This is a genomic window from Nocardia sp. NPDC057440, assembly GCF_042802915.1.
GTDB lineage: Bacteria > Actinomycetota > Actinomycetes > Mycobacteriales > Mycobacteriaceae > Nocardia.
In genome coordinates, this window is the sequence record NZ_JBHVDF010000001.1 from 467,747 (window position 1) to 483,565 (window position 15,819).

Below are 15,819 nucleotides of genomic sequence, written 5' to 3' on the forward strand. Positions count from 1 at the left end.
ATTTCACACCTTCACTTCGTATCGAGATTACGGTTGGGCTTTCCCCTGGCCGCCGGGCATCCACAGTCGGCACCACGCCGACCATACGGCCTATGTAGTCGTGACAACAGGGGCCATCGTTACTGCGATGTTGCCTTATCATGCCTGACCTGGCCAATCATGAGCACCTCTGCCTCGCCGACCGAGACGGGCGTCACCGGCCCATCAGCTGCTGGCCATGCTCGGCCAGCCCGCCCAATGCCCGGATCCAATGCTCGGCGAAGGTCTTCACCTCGTCGCCGCCGAAGACGTCGGCGGCGTAGTCGAAGCGGATCAGCATGCCCTCGGCGGTCGCGTCGGCGGTGAGGTCGAGCAACAGGTCACCGATCGGCGCCTCGCTGTGCACCCGGGCCGGGCGCAGATCACGATACCGGAGCGCGAAGCGCCCCCGTGGCAGCGCCCGCAGCCGCGCGCCGGTGTCGGAGTTGAGATAGCGCAGCACGCCATAACCGACGCCGCGCCCCGGCGCTGACCGGCGCAGCTCTCTGACCTGGCTGATCGCGACGCCTGCCGCGGGTCCACCGATGAGTGCGTCCGCCACATCCACACCGTCCAGCCAGAGCGGGAGCGGGTAGTCCGTGGTGAACCCGCCGACGATGGTGTCGGTGACAGTCACCGAGCGGGCGTCGGCGGCCAGTCGGATCACCGGGCCGATGGTGCGGGTGACCGTCTCACCGGCGGCGGTGACCAGCGCGAGGGCCACCGCGGTCAGCAGGACCTCCTCGACCTCGGCTTGATACGCCGCGGCCGCGGCGGCCACGGCCGCGGTGCCCTCGGCGGTGATGGTCAGCGACACCCGGCGGCGTGATCGTGGATGCGAGTCGCCCACGGGATTGAGCGTCGCGGGCACCGCCCCCAATGTGGCCTGCCACCACGACATTTCATCGATGACGTCGGGGCCTTCCGACCGCCGCGACAACTCCCGCAGCAGCTCGCGCAGACCCGATTCCGGCACCGCGGGGGTGGCGTGCCTGCCACGCCACCAGGCGGTGGAGAGTTTGTCGATGATCGTGCGCCACGAGGAGTCGTCGACCACCAAACCGTTGGCCACCACCACCAGTGTCGCGTCCTTCTGGCCACGAACCAGGACGAAGCGGATATTGCGGCCGTGCGCGGGATCCAGTTCGGTGGCCACCTCGCGCACCACGTCATCCAGCGGTGGCGCGATCTCCGTGCTCGTCGCATCCAATTGCAGGAAGGCCTCGTCGAGCCGCTGGTCCGCGGCCGGGATCTCGAACTCCGGTGCACCGGAGCGCTCGTCGCGGCGCAATCGGACCCAGAGCATCGGATGCTGTTCGAGCACGGTGTCGACGGCCGACTGCACGGCTTCGGCCGAACAATTCGACGGCACATCGATCACGATCGCCCGCACCTCGACACCAGCCTCCAGCAAGCGCACAGCATTCGGCGTCAACGGCAGCGGACCCGATACATCGTCCTGTGGTTCCACCAGTCGCGGCGACTGTCGCGCAGCTTCCGGAGCCGCCTCGTGGGGGGCGGCGTCGACGAGTGGTTCGGCATTCGGTGCTGTCAAAACCCCCGGCGCCACAGCGCCCGCGGAGACGCCGGCCTCGGGTACGGCAGCGGCCTCTCGCGTTCCTTCATCGCTCGACGCTGTCGATGCCATCGGCACAACCGCAGCGCCCGGCACCCCGACCGCGGCAGGGGCCTCCCGCATACCTTCGACACTCGACGCTGTTGTACCCCTCGGCGCGAGGACAACGCGGGGCACGCTGACCTCGGGCGCGGGAACCACCGGTGTTTCCTCGACACCCGGCGCTGCCGCGGCTCCCGGCGCGAAGGCCGCGTCGGGTACCTCGGCCGCCGGGGCGGCGGTGGCCTCGGAGGCCCGTTCGATGCCGGGCGCCGTCGTGAACACCGGCGCGACACCCACTTCCGGCACCTCGATACTCGGAACGGTTTCCCGGTCGAGCAGGGCGGCGAGCTGTGGGCCGATGACGTCGAGCGCTTCGGGGGAGGTCAGCTGTTCGTGGCGGGCGGGAACCGGATGCGCGACGATCGCGCCGTCGACGTACGGCTGCCAGGCCGCGTGCTCGGTCTCGTGGCCTGCGGCGGTGAAGTAGTCCAGTCGGCCGTGGAAGACCCGATGCCGGTGGTCGACGGCGAGCTCGACAGAGCGCACCGCGGCGCGGTAGATCCGGCCGAGCCGTTCTGTGGTGAGGACGGCCAACTCGGGCGAGATGGCGGCGTGCAGGGCGGCCAGTGCGGCATCATCGAGCGCCTGCAGGTCATCGGCGCCGGGGAAGGCCTCGATACCGAGTTCGGCGAAGGCGGAGCGGATCTCGGCGCGGAAGTCGGCGATATCACCGCCCGTGCGACCGTCGAGCAGCGCGAGCAGCGCCACCTGCGCGCCCTCGGTCTGTAGCTCGACCGCGACCGCGTGTGCCAGCGTGCCGCCGAGGGACCAGCCGAGCAGGTGATAGGGCCCTTCCGGTTGCACCGCGCGAATCTCCGCCACGTAGCGGCCCACCATCGAGTCCAGTGAATCCGGCAGGTAACCCGGCTCGGACAGGGCGGGCGACTGCAGCCCGAATATCGCCCGATCCCTCGGCACGTACGACCCGAGACCCGCGTAGCACCACGCCAATCCGGCCATCGGGTGAATGCAGAACAGTGGCGCGACCGCGCCTTCCGCGCGAATCGACAGCAACACTTGCAGCGCGCCGTTCACACTCGACGCGGCATCGTCCTCGGCGGCGGTGTCCGAGACTCCGATCCGGCGAGCCAGCGCCGCGACGGTGGCGTCGGTGAAGAACCACTGCACCCGCACCTCGGCACCGGTCTCTCCGCGCAGTCGGCTCGCCGCGCGCGTCGCCACCAGCGAACTGCCGCCCAGTGCGAAGAAGTCGTCGTCCGCACCGATGCGCTCGACACCGAGTACCTCGGCGAACACCTCCGCGACAACCCGTTCCAGCGGGGTAGACGGCGCCAGGTACTGCCGCGGCGCGCGGTCGGGCTCGGGCAGCGCCGCGCGGTCGAGTTTGCCGACCGGGGTCAGCGGAATCTCGTCGAGCACGACGACCACCGCGGGCACCATGTGCGAAGGCAAGATGCTCGCGGCATATTCGGCGAGCTCGGCCGTATCGATGGTCCGGCCGGGTGCGGCAAGCGTATAGGCGACGAGCATCTGCTCACCGCTGCCGGTGTCACGACCGAGGGTGACCGCGAACTCCACATCGTCGTGACTCGCCAACACCTCGTCGATCTCGCCGAGCTCGATGCGCAAACCACGAATCTTCACCTGGAAGTCCGAGCGTCCGACCCAGTCGAGCTCCCAATCCACCGAGGGCACAGCGGCATTGCCCGCCCGCTCCCCCGGTTCGGCGTACCAGCGCACCACATCCCCGGTGCGATACATCCGCGCACCGGGACCGCCCCACGGATCGGCGACGAAGCGTTCCGCCGTCAGTCCGGCACGGTTGTGATAGCCGCGTGCCAGCGCCGCACCCGACAGATAGAGCTCACCGGCGACTCCGGGTGGCACCGGACGCAACCGCGAATCCAGCACCAGCACCGACATTCCGCGCACGGGCTTGCCGATCGTGACGCGTCGCCCCGGGTGCAGATCACCATAGGAGGCCGCGACCGTCGCCTCGGTCGGCCCATACCCGTTGACATACCGGCGACCCGGCTGCCACTTCTCCACCAGCTCCGATGTGGTCACATCACCGCCGACACAGAGGAATTCGAGCTCTGGCAGTCCCGTCGGATCGACCGTGCCGAGCACCGCGGGCGTGCAGATCGCATGGGTGACCCGTTCGGCCAGCAGTAATTCGGCCAGCTCCTGACCGGCGACCACGGTCGGCGGCGCGATCACCAGGGTCGCCCCGGTGTGGAAGGCGCACAGCCATTCCAGCACCGATGGGTCGAAGCTCGGCGAGCACAGATGCAGGAACCGGTGCCGCGGCTCGACCCTGAACACCTCTGTCGCGTCATCGATCAGGCCGCCGAGTCCGGCGTGGGTGACGGTGACGCCCTTGGGGATTCCGGTCGAACCGGAGGTGTAGATGACATACGCCGGATGCTGCGGCCGCAATGGCGTCAGCCGGTCGCGATCGGTGACCGGATCGGCCGCGTATGCCGTCACCACCGCTTGGGTGCCGGGATCGTCGAGCACCAGCCACCCGCGACCAGGAAGCTCCTCGGCGTGCGCGGCGGCGGTGACTCCGACGATCGCACCGGAGTCGGTCACCATGTGCCGAATCCGTTCCTCGGGATAGGTCGGGTCGATCGGCAGGTACGCGCCACCGGCCTTCGCCACGGCCCACACCATGGCGACCATGTCGTAGGAACGCGAGAAGGCGAGAGCGACAAGGCTCTCCGGGCCGACGCCGCGGTCGATCAGTACGCGCGCCAACCGCGAGGAGTATTTGTCGAGTTCGCGATAGCTCACCGAGCGGCCCTGGTGGCGAACGGCGATGGCGTAGGGGTCGGTGTGGACCGCACGCGTCAGCAGGTCGGGCAACAGCCCGGTGGCCATCGCCTGATCCCGGTGCGGGCGGGTCAGCAGCGCGCTTTCGGCGGCGTCGAGCAGCGGCAGGTCGCCGACGGGGATCTGCGGCGCGGCCGCGATCGCCGCGAGCAGCCGGGTGAATCGTTCGGCGAATACTCCGACCGTGGCGTCATCGAAAAGGTCTCGCGCATAGGTGAATTCGCCGTATAGGCCCGCGCCGTCACCGGATTCGCCCGCCGCTCGGATGGCAAGCGCCAGATCGTACGGCGCGACGGTGACGTCGAAATCGACGGTCTGGATGCTGAGCCCGGGTAGCTCGAAGCTGCTGTCGGGGAAATTGAGAAACGACAGCGCCACCTGGAACAGCGGATGTCGCGCGGTCGAGCGCGGCGGATCGAGCAGCTCGACCAGACGCTCGAACGGCAGGTCGGCGTGCGCGAAGGCCTGCAGGTCGGTGTCCTTGGTCCGGGCGAGCAACTCACCGAAGGTGAGTTCACCCGGCACCTGCGTACGCAGCACCAGGGTGTTGACGAACATGCCGATCATGTCGTCGAGCTCGGCGTCGCCGCGCCCGGCCACCGCGGTGCCGATGGCGATGTCGTCGCTGCCGGACAACCGGGCCAGGAAGACCGCGAGCGCGGCGTGCACCACCATGAACATGGTCGCGTCATGCTCGCGAGCCAGTCGGCGCAGGCCTGCGTACACCTGCGCGTCGACCACGAAATCCGTGGTGCCGCCTGCGAAGGACGGCACCACGGGGCGGGTGCGGTCGGTGGGCAGGTTCAGCTCGCCGGGCAACCCGGCAAGCGCGGTGCGCCAGTAACCGGCCTGCGCCGAAATCACGCTGTCCGTATCGGATTCCGTGCCGAGCAGCGCTCGCTGCCAGATGCTGTAGTCCGCGTACTGCACAGGCAGCGGCGCCCATGCCGGGGCCGCACCGCCGCTGCGGGCGGAGTAGGCGAGCATGACGTCGCGTACCAGCGGCCCCATCGACCAGCCGTCGACTCCGATGTGATGGGCGACGAAGACCAGGATGTATTCGCCGTCGTCGAGTTGGAACAGGGTGGCGCGGAACGCGACCTCCGCACTGACGTCGAAGCCCGCGGCCGCGAGGCGCTGCACCTGTCGGCCGACCTCCCCTTCCGCGATCCGCAGCGGCGCAAGATCGACAGGCACCTCGTGCGGTGCGAGCACCTGCTGAATCGGGCCGTCGGCGGTCTGCGGGTAGAGCGTGCGCAGCACTTCGTGCCTGGCGACCATGTCACGCACGGCCAGGTCGAGCGCGGCGATGTCCAGGTCGCCGGACAGCCGCAGCGCCACCGGGATGTTGTAGGCCGCCGATTCGACGTCGAATTGATTGAGGAACCACATTCGACGCTGGGCGAGCGACAACGGGATTCGCTCCGGTCGCGTTCCGGCGACCAACGCGGGTCGCCCGCCCACTCCGGCGTGCTGCTCGACTGTGGCGGCCAACCCCGCAACGGTCGGCGCTTCGAACAGCTGACGCACCAGCACTCGGGTATCCAGTGCCGCGCCCACCCGGGCCGTGGCCTGGGTGGCCAGCAGCGAGTTGCCGCCCAGCGCGAAGAAATCGTCGTCCGCGCCGACGAGCTCGACTCCGAGCACCTCGGCGAACACGCCCGCCACGATCTCCTCGACCGGAGTCGAGGCGGCACGGAAGACCCGCGTCTGGAATTCCGGTTCCGGCAATGCCTTGCGGTCGAGCTTGCCGTTGGCGGTCAGCGGCAGCGCGTCGAGCATCACGTAGGCGCTCGGCACCATGTACGACGGCAGGACCGCCGACAACGCCGCCTTGACCGAAACGCCGTCCGTATCGGAGCCGGGATCCGCCGCGACCAGGTACGCGACCAGCCGGTCACCGATTCTCGGATCGGATAGCGCGATGACGACGGCCTGCGCGATCTGCGGCAACGCCAGCAGCGCTGCCTCGATCTCCCCCAGCTCGATACGGAAACCGCGGATCTTCACCTGGAAATCGGTTCGAGCGAGGTCGACGTGCGCATGCGATGCCGGCACCGCATCGATCTCACCCAGTTCGACGTGGAACCCACGGATCTTCACCTGCGAGTCGTTGCGACCAAGGTATTCCAGCTCACCGCTGGGAGTACGGCGCACCAGATCGCCGGTGCGGTAGAGCCTGCCGCTGCCGGGATCGAACGGATTGGCCACAAAGCGAGCGGCAGTGAGCGCCGGCTGGTCGTGGTAGCCGCGAGCCAGTTGTGCTCCAGCGAGATACAGCTCGCCGATCACCCGATCGGGCACCGGGCGCAGCCGATCGTTGAGCACATGGGCGGTGACGCCACGGATCGGCGCACCAATGGTCACCGGCGCACCAGGAACCATCGGCGCGCTGATATTGGTCATGATGGTGGTCTCGGTCGGCCCGTAACCATTGCAGAACTCGCGCGTGCGCTCCTGCCCGATCGGCAACACCCAGCGCCGCACCAGCTCCGGCGGGCAGACGTCGCCGCCGACGATCACCACGGCCAGCTCGTCGAGACCGGCCGGATCCACCGAGGCCAATGCCGCCGGCGTGACGAACGCGTGGGTCACCGCTTCCCTGCGCAGGACGGTGGCGAGTTCCGCACCGCCGTACACCGTCGGCGCGACCACCACCATGGTGGCGGCGCCGCCGAGTGCGAGCAGCAGCTCGAGCACCGAGGCGTCGAAGGACAGGGACGCGAAGTGCAGGGTGCGCGCGGTGCGCGTGACCCGATAGCGGACCCGCTGCTCATCGCAGAAGCGGCCGAGCCCGGCCTGCGTGACGACCACGCCTTTCGGTGTGCCGGCGGAACCCGATGTATAGATGACGTACGCGGGATGTTCGGCATGCAGCGGCCGCACCCGATCCAGGTAGGTGACCAGATCCGCCGGATACTCCGCCAGCAGCTGTGCCGTATCCGGAGTATCGATGACCAGCCATTCGGCCAGGTCGGGCAGATCGTCATGGACCGCGGCGACGGTCAGCCCGAAGCGCACGCCGGAATCGCCGACCATGTGCGTGACCAGGTCGGCCGGATAGTTCGGGTCGATGGGAACGAACCCGGCGCCCGTCTTGGCCACCGCCCACACGGCGAGCACGGAATGCAGTGATCGCGGCATGGCCACCGCGACCAGGTCTTCGGGGCCGATGCCTCGCGCGATGAGCAACCGCGCGAGCCGGGTCGAGCGCTCGTCGAGCTCGGCGTAACTCAGCGCGACGGATCTGCTGGTCGCATCGGCGCAGACGATGGCGGTGCCTGCCGGATTCGCGTCCACGGCGGCCGCGATCAACTGCGGCAAGGTGGTCGCGCGCGCTCTGATCCTGGCAGGCCGGACCCTCGCCGTGCGCGTCACGCGTGCACCGCTATCGATGTCTCGTGCCGATATTGTCCGACCACGCGAAACATGAAGCAGCTCACCTTACCTATTCACACGAACACGCTCCCCTCCACAGCGCTACCGAGAGGATCGCCGAGGTCCACGGCGATCGCTACCGGAGGTACCGTGCCTGAGCTCGCGACGGACACGGTAACCGCTGTCGTAGGGGACCGCTACATTATGGGGGCGAGGACGAAGATTGGGGCCCTACTGCCGGAGCAGATCCGGCAGAGCGAGCACCTCGACGCTATCGCCCGCGATCAGCATCGGTCGGGCAGCACCGTCGTCGAGCACCACAACCTGCAGATCCGCGGGTTCGCCGACTTCGACGGCTGCCAGACCGGCGGCGTCGGTGAAGAGGTGGGTGACCCATTCGTCGGCAAGCACCTCGGGCAAATGGAGTTGCTCTCGTCCCGGTGTGACCACCGAGGCGCCCACCGCGCCCGTAGCGATCACCTCCAGCAGCGCGGCCATCGTCTCGGGGCGACCGTGCCGGAAAGTACGGGATTCGAAAGTGAGCCCGGCGCGGGCGACCAGCCGTTCCGCCGCGGTCGCCAATTCGTCGTAGGTCAACGTCGCGCCGGTGTCGGGAAGCATGATCGCCGGATCATCACCCCGCAGCGTCCTTGTTCGATTCGCATAGGTGACGGGTTTGGATGATTGAAGGTCGATTTCGGCGATCACCGCGGGATCGTCGAGGATGAGCCAGTCGATACCGCTGGTCGGCACCGACCCACGACGCGTGATACCGCTCGCCGAGCTGATGCCGACCTTCAGCGCGAGCTCGCCCGGCAGCGCCGAGTCCACCGCCCGCAGCGGAACCAGGGCGGCGCCCGCCTTCAGCACGGCCCAGATGGTGGTCGCCACGTCGGCGCTGCGGTCGAGTCGCACCGCGACGCCGGTGCCGGGTCCGCAGCCGTGCCCGATCAGTACCCGGGCCAGTCGCGACGATCCGGCATCGAGGTCCTGGTAGGACAGTACGGCTTCGCCGGACACCACCGCAGGCCCGAACGGATCGGATTCCACCGCGACAGCCAGCAATTGGGTCGGCGCGATCCGCGCGGTGGACGCGGAGTTCTCGGTGCCCGCCGCGGCCGCGGTGGGCACGGCCTGCGCTCGACTGCGCTCCTGCGCATCGAGAATGTCGATGTCACCGACGCACACCTGCGGGTCGGCGACGACTGCGGAAAGTATCCGCTCGAAGCGCCGCCCGAAGGCCTGCACCGTAGCGTGGTCGAAAATATCCGTCGCGTAGGCGAATACCGCGACCATCTCCTCGGGCGATCCGTCGCCGCGATGGCGCGGCTCGACGATCAACTGGAGATCGAACTTCGCGGTCACCGTGCCCGCGTCCAGTCCGGTCACCGTCAGTCCCGGCAGTTCCAGCGACGGCGGCTCGGTGTCCTCGAACGACAGCGCCACCTGGAACAGCGGATGATGCCCTGCCGCGCGCGCGAGCACGGTCTCCTCGACCACCCGCTCGAACGGGATGTCCGCGTTGGCGAATGCCGAAAGATCGGTCTCCCTGACCTGATCGACCAGCGCGGCGAAGCCGATCCCGGACGGCACCGCGGTACGCAGCGTCAGCGAATTGACGAACATGCCGACCAGATCGTCGAGAGCGCGCTCGGCGCGCCCGGCGAACGGGGTGCCGACCGCGATGTCGGAGCTGCCCGACAGCCGGGCGAGAAGCACGGCCAGCGCCGCGTGCACGACCATGAACAGCGTCGAATGCTGTTCGCGCGCAATACGCACGAGTCCTTCGTGCACTGCGGCAGGCACCCGGATCGCGGTCGATGCGCCACGCATGGACGGCGTAGCGGGCCGCGGCCGGTCCACCGGAAGTTCCAGTGCGCCGGAAAATCCATCCAGCTGCTCGCGCCAGTACGCCAATTGCCGTGCGGCAACCGAGTTCTCGTCGTCATCGGCTCCGATGACCTCGCGCTGCCAGATCGCGAAGTCCGCGTACTGCACCTCCAGCGGCTGCCAACCGGGCGAATTGCCGTGGATGTGTGCGAGATAGGCGGTCATCAGATCCCGTGACAACGGCGCCATCGACGTGCCATCGGCGGTGATGTGATGCACGACGAGAACCAGCAGGTGCACCTCCGCCGACCCCGCGCGGCGCACCGCCGCGGTGACGTTCAGCAACAGCACTCGCACCGGAACCTGTGCTGTCACATCGAATCCGGTGGACATCATCTCGGTGAGCCTGGCGACCGGGTCGGTGGTGACCTCCACCGCGAGGCCGCCGGGAAGTACCTCGTCGACCGGCAGGATCTCCTGGAACGCGGTCCCGCCAGGCCCGTCGGTCGGGTAGCGGGTGCGCAGCGACTCGTGCCGTTCGAGCACGTCCGCGATGGCGTAGCGCAGCGCGGCGACATCGAGTGCGCCGGTCAGCCGGATCGCCATCGGGATGTTGTAGGCGAGCGAGTTCGGATCGACCCGGTTCAGCACCCACATCCGCTGCTGGGCCAGCGACAGCGGAATCCGATCCGGCCGAGTCATGCGCACCAGCGGCGACCTCGCTTCGGCGGCTGCCGCGGCGCCGGGCACGATGCGCGCCGCGAGCGTGCCGACGGTGCTCGCCTCGAACAACTCTCGCACCACGATGTTCGCGTGCAGCGCCTCGTTGATCCTGGCGACAGCCTTGGTCGCCAGCAGCGAGTTGCCGCCGAGCAGGAAGAAGTCGTCATCCAGCCCCACCTCGGCGACGCCGAGCAGCCCGGCGAACACCTCCGCGACGGCCTGTTCGATCGGTGAGCCCGGCGCACGGAAGCTGGTGGCGCTGAGGAATGCCGGCGCGGGCAGCGCCCTTCGATCGAGCTTGCCATTGGGCGTGAGCGGCAGCGCCTCGATGATCTCGAACGCGTCGGGCACCATGTAGCCGGTCAGGAATTCGGCCACCTGACTGCGCAGTTCGGTCGGATCGAGCCGGGAGAGCCGCCCGCCCTCGGGCGCCGCGGGGACGACATAGCCGATGAGCCGATCGCCCGCGTATTCATCCGAATGGACGACCACCGCGGCCCGGCTCACTCCGGGACAGCGCAACAGCGCGGACTCGATCTCGCCGAGCTCGATGCGGAAGCCGCGCAACTGCACCTGCTGATCGCTGCGCCCCGCGTACTCCAGGCTCGCCTCGCCACCGAAACCGACCCAGCGGCCGATGTCGCCGCTGCGGTACATCCGAGATCCCGGCGCGCCGAACGGATTTGCGACGAAACGGGTCGCCGCGAGTCCCGGCCTGCCGAGATACCCCCGCGACAGCTGACCGCCCGCGACATAGATCTCCCCGGCCACCCCGACCGGGGCGGGATGCAACCGATTGTCCAGCACGAAGGCGTCCAGACCGGGCAGAGCACGGCCGATCACACTCGCGGCGTTGTGGATGTGTCGCTCGTCCAGCGACAGGAACGACACGTGCACCGTGGTTTCGGTGATGCCGTACATGTTCACCAGCCACGGCTCGTTCATCGCGTGCCGCTCGTACCAGGGTTGCAGCTGGCGCAGATCCAGTGCCTCGCCGCCGAATATCACGTAGCGCAGCGCCAGCGTGCCCGCACCGGCGGAATGCGCCGCGCGATCGGCCTCGGCCAACTGGTAGAACGCCGAGGGCGTCTGATTCAGCACGGTGACGCGTTCGCGAATCAGCAACTCCCGGAACTGTTCCGGAGCGCGTGCGGTGAAGTGGTCGACCATCACCACGCTGCCGCCGTTGGCCAGCGCACACCACAACTCCCACACCGAGAAGTCGAAGGCGAAGGAATGGAACAGCGTCCACACATCGGTTTCGTCGAATTCGAGAAGCAGCTGGGTGTTGGCGAACAACTCGAGGACATTGCGGTGCGCGACGCCGACGCCCTTCGGCTCGCCCGTCGAGCCGGACGTGTAAATGACGTAGGCCAGATTGTCCGGGCGCAGCGGCGCGATGCGATGGGCATCGATGATCCTGCCGTCGGCGAATTCGGACGTTTGCTCCAGCAGCACGAACGGAATATCGCCGGGGGGCACGGCATCCCGTTCACTCGCGGTGCTGAGCACGCACACCGGTGCGGCGTCGGCGAGTATGTACTCCAGCCGCTGCACCGGGTAGGCGGTATCGATGGGCAGGTACGCAGCCCCGGTCGTGAGCACCCCGAGCAGGGCGACCGGTAGCTCCTCGGTCCGTGAAACCGCCACGGCGACAAGTGTTTCCGGTCCTGCGCCGCGAGCTATCAAGGCCCGCGCCACCTGGTTGGCACGGCGCTGCAGCTCGCCGAAGGTCAGTGCGGCGTCCCCGCAACGCACGGCGACGGCGTCGGGCCGCTGTCGCACCTGAGCGGCGATGAGGTCGACCAAGGTCACCTCGGGCACCCGCACGCCGGGGGTGTTCCATGCGTGGAGCACCAGTTCGCGCTCACCGGGTGCGTACACGTCGATGTCGCCGACGACGACGGCGGAATCGGCGGCCACCGCGGCGAGGATCTTGCCGAAGCGGTCGGCGAAGTCGTGCACGGTAGCGGCGTCGAACAAGTCCGTCGCATAGGTGAACAACGCCGAAATACCGTGTGCGGCACCGTCGGCATCGATGTTCTCGGCGACTTCCAGCTGCAGGTCGAACTTGGCGCGCGGCAGCGCCATCTCCACGCCCGACACAGACAGGCCGGGAAGTTCCAGCTCCGGCCGTGCCAGGTTCTGGAAGGTCAGCATCACCTGGAACAGCGGATGCCGCGCGGTGGAACGGACCGGATCGAGCAACTCGACCAGTCGCTCGAACGGCACGTCGGCGTGGCCGAAGGCTTGCACATCGGTCTGCCGCACCGCGCGAAGCAGCTGCTCGAAGGTGCTGCCGGGGTCGACATCGGCGCGCAGCACAAGGGTATTGACGAACATGCCGATCAGATCGTCGAGTGCCTCCGCACTACGACCGGCGACCGGCGTGCCGATCGCGATGTCCCTGGTGCCCGACAACCGCGCGAGCAGCACCGCGAGCGCGGCGTGCACCACCATGAACAGCGTCGAATTGTGCTGCTGCGCAACATCGCGCAACAGCTGATGCACCTCGGCATCGAGATCGAAGGCGAGGACCGCGCCATTGTTGGTCGCGACCACGGGACGCGGCCGGTCCACCGGCAACTCCAATTGGCCTGGAAGACCGGCCAATTCGTGCTGCCAATAGGCAATCTGCCGGGCCGATAGGGAATTCGCGTCGTCCTCGCTGCCCAGAATCGCCCGCTGCCAGATCGTGTAATCGGGGTACTGCACGGCCGGCGGCTGCCAGTCCGGACGGCCACCCCGGGTACGAGTCACGTACGCGGCCATCAGGTCCCTGGTCAGCGGAGCCAGCGAGAAGCCGTCGCCCGCGATGTGGTGGACAACGCACACCAGCACGTGTTCGGCTTCGCTGGTCTGCAACAGCCGCACCCGCACCGGAGGTTCGGTCGTCACATCGAATCCATCGAGGATGGCCGCGGTGACGAAGCGGGTCAGATCGATCTCGGCGACCTGCTGTTGCTCGAGCTCGGGAACCGCCCGCGCATCCTCGACCGGCAGCACGACCTGGCAGCCTTCGCCGTCGATATCGGGATAGATCGTGCGCAGCGACTCGTGCCGCTCGACCACATCGCGCACCGCAGCGCGCAGCGCGTCGACATCGAGCAGGCCCGACAGCCGCACTACGACGGGAATGTGGTCGGTCGCGCTCGCCCGGTCGAAGCGGTTCAGGAACCACATCCGCCGCTGCGCGAACGACAGCGGAATCCGATCGGGTCGCGGCAGCGAGCCGAGCGCCGGACCGCCGTCGTCGGCCAGCCGCTGCACCCGCTCGGCAAGCCCGGCAACCGAAGACACCTCGAAAAGCATGTGCACCGGCACTCGCGCGTCCAGTGCGTTGCCGATGCGCGCCACCGCCTGCGCCGCGAGCACCGAGTTTCCGCCCAGCGCGAAGAAGTCGTCATCCACGCCGACCCGGCCACCGGTGTCGGTGGCGCCCGCCACCAGCAGCGCCGCGAAGACGTCGGCGACGATCTGCTCGGTCCGGGTGGCGGGTGTGCGGAATTGTTCGGTCGCGAACTCCGGTTCGGGCAGCGCGGCCCGGTCCAGCTTCCCCGCCGGGGTGAGCGGAATTTCGTCGAGCACCACGACGACGCTGGGAATCATATAGTCGGGCAACGATTTACCAGCGAAGTCCGCGACCTCGGCGGTATCGACGATGACGCCGGGATGTGGGAGCACGTAGGCGACCAGCGCCGTCGCGCCCGACGGGAGCGCGGTGCCGACGGTCGCGGCGAAATCGATGCCGGGATAGCTGGTCAGCACACTGTCGATCTCACCGAGTTCGACTCGCAAGCCGCCGATCTTCACCTGGAAGTCACAGCGGCCGAGATATTCGAGGACGCCATCGGATTCGTGCCGCCGGACCAGGTCGCCGGTGCGGTAGAGCCTGGCGCCCTCGCGGCCGGTGTCGGCGCCGAAGGGACTGGCGACGAACCGGTCCGCGGTCAGCGCGGGCCGCCCGAGATAGCCCTGCGCCAGCGCGGCCCCGGAGAGGTATAGCTCGCCGATCACGCCCGCGGGCACCGGGAGCAACCGCGAATCCAGCACGAACGCGGCGACTCCGGGGATGGCTTCGCCGATGGTGACTTCCGAGCGCGGCCGCATCGGCGCGCTGGTGGTGACCATGACCGTGGCCTCGGTCGGACCGTAGGCGTTGAACATCTCGCGGTCGCCGGTCGCCCAGCGTCCGACGAGTTCGGGATGGACCCGGTCGCCACCCACCACGACGACGCGCAGCTCGTCGAGGCCGGTGGGTTCGACCGTCTCCAGTGCGCCCGGCGTGATCAGCAGATGGGTGATCCGCTCGCGGCGGACGAGCTCGGCAAGGTCCGCGCCGCCGAACACCTTCGGCGGCACGATGACGAGCGTGGCGCCCGAGAAGAAGGTGAACAGCATCTCCATCAGCGAGAAGTCGAAGCTCGGCGAACTCAGCTGCGTGACCCGGGATTCGCCGGTCACCGCGTAGCGCTCGCACTGCGCGATGACCAGGCCGGAAAGCCCGGTGTGGGTGACGACGACGCCCTTGGGCAGTCCGGTCGATCCCGAGGTGTAGATGACGTAGGCCGGATGCTTGTCGATGAGCGGCCGGACCCGATCGGTGTAGGAGATCGGATGCGCGGGCCGAGCGGCGAAGCGTTCGGCGACCACCGGATCGTCGAGTTCGATCCAGTACACCGATCGCCCGAGGCCGGCGCGATGCGCCTGCGTGGTGAGTCCGAAAAGGACCTGCGAGTCGGACAGGATGTGCGCGATCCGGTCCGCGGGATAGGCCGGATCGACCGGCACGTACGCGGCCCCGGTCTTCGCGACAGCCCAGACCGCGAGCACCGATTCCACCGAGCGGGTGATGGCGATCGCCACCAGGTCTCCCGGGCCCGCGCCGCGATCGATCAACTCACGCGCGAGACGTGAGGAAGCCTCGTCCAGCTCGCGGTAGGTGACCTCACGCTGATCGGCCGGATCACCGGTCGGATTGAACCGGATCGCCGCCGTATCCGCCGCCGACTCGACCGCTGCGGTCAGCAGCTGCCCGAGAAGCGGCGCCCCTGACCGCCGACGGCGGTTGACGCGAACAGAACGCCGAGCAGTATCCATTCGAGTGCATTCACCTCTCGCGTCAAGCCGGGCCGCGCGGCCGAACTATCTCCAAAGCCCCACTTCGAGGTCGTCGTTCTGGGCGAATGCGCCCGCGCAACGAGCTCAGTGTAGGCGTGCGCCGCGGGTAGGCGCGCCCACAGTGTTACGCGCAAGTAGCTTTCATTCAACCCGGGCACCGGGATGACACGAATCGCCTGCGAATGTTCCGACTAGCCGATGACTCAGAATGTCGTTGTGGCCGCCACGTCGCGGTCAGCACCTTAGCGATCCGGTTGAGCGCGGTGTCGGCCGGG

The 15,819-nt window shown here is 68.4% G+C and carries 2 protein-coding genes; both read right to left on the reverse strand.

Features of this window, described 5'->3' with window-relative positions; genetic code table 11:
• Positions 1–193 precede the first annotated feature (193 nt).
• On the reverse strand, positions 194–7,870 hold the full coding sequence (locus ACFU4Z_RS02110) for an amino acid adenylation domain-containing protein (RefSeq protein ID WP_379058981.1): 7,677 nt from the start codon (positions 7,868–7,870) through the stop codon (positions 194–196).
• A 231-nt stretch (positions 7,871–8,101) separates the two neighbouring features.
• Complete coding sequence (locus ACFU4Z_RS02115; RefSeq protein ID WP_379058983.1) at positions 8,102–15,523, reverse strand: amino acid adenylation domain-containing protein; 7,422 nt, start codon at positions 15,521–15,523, stop codon at positions 8,102–8,104.
• Positions 15,524–15,819: the final 296 nt, after the last annotated feature.

Coding starts and splice junctions, on each gene's coding strand:
- ACFU4Z_RS02115 (WP_379058983.1), bottom strand. CDS start 15,523: ATGGATACTGCTCGGCGTTCTGTTCGCGTCAACCGCCGTCGGCGGTCA.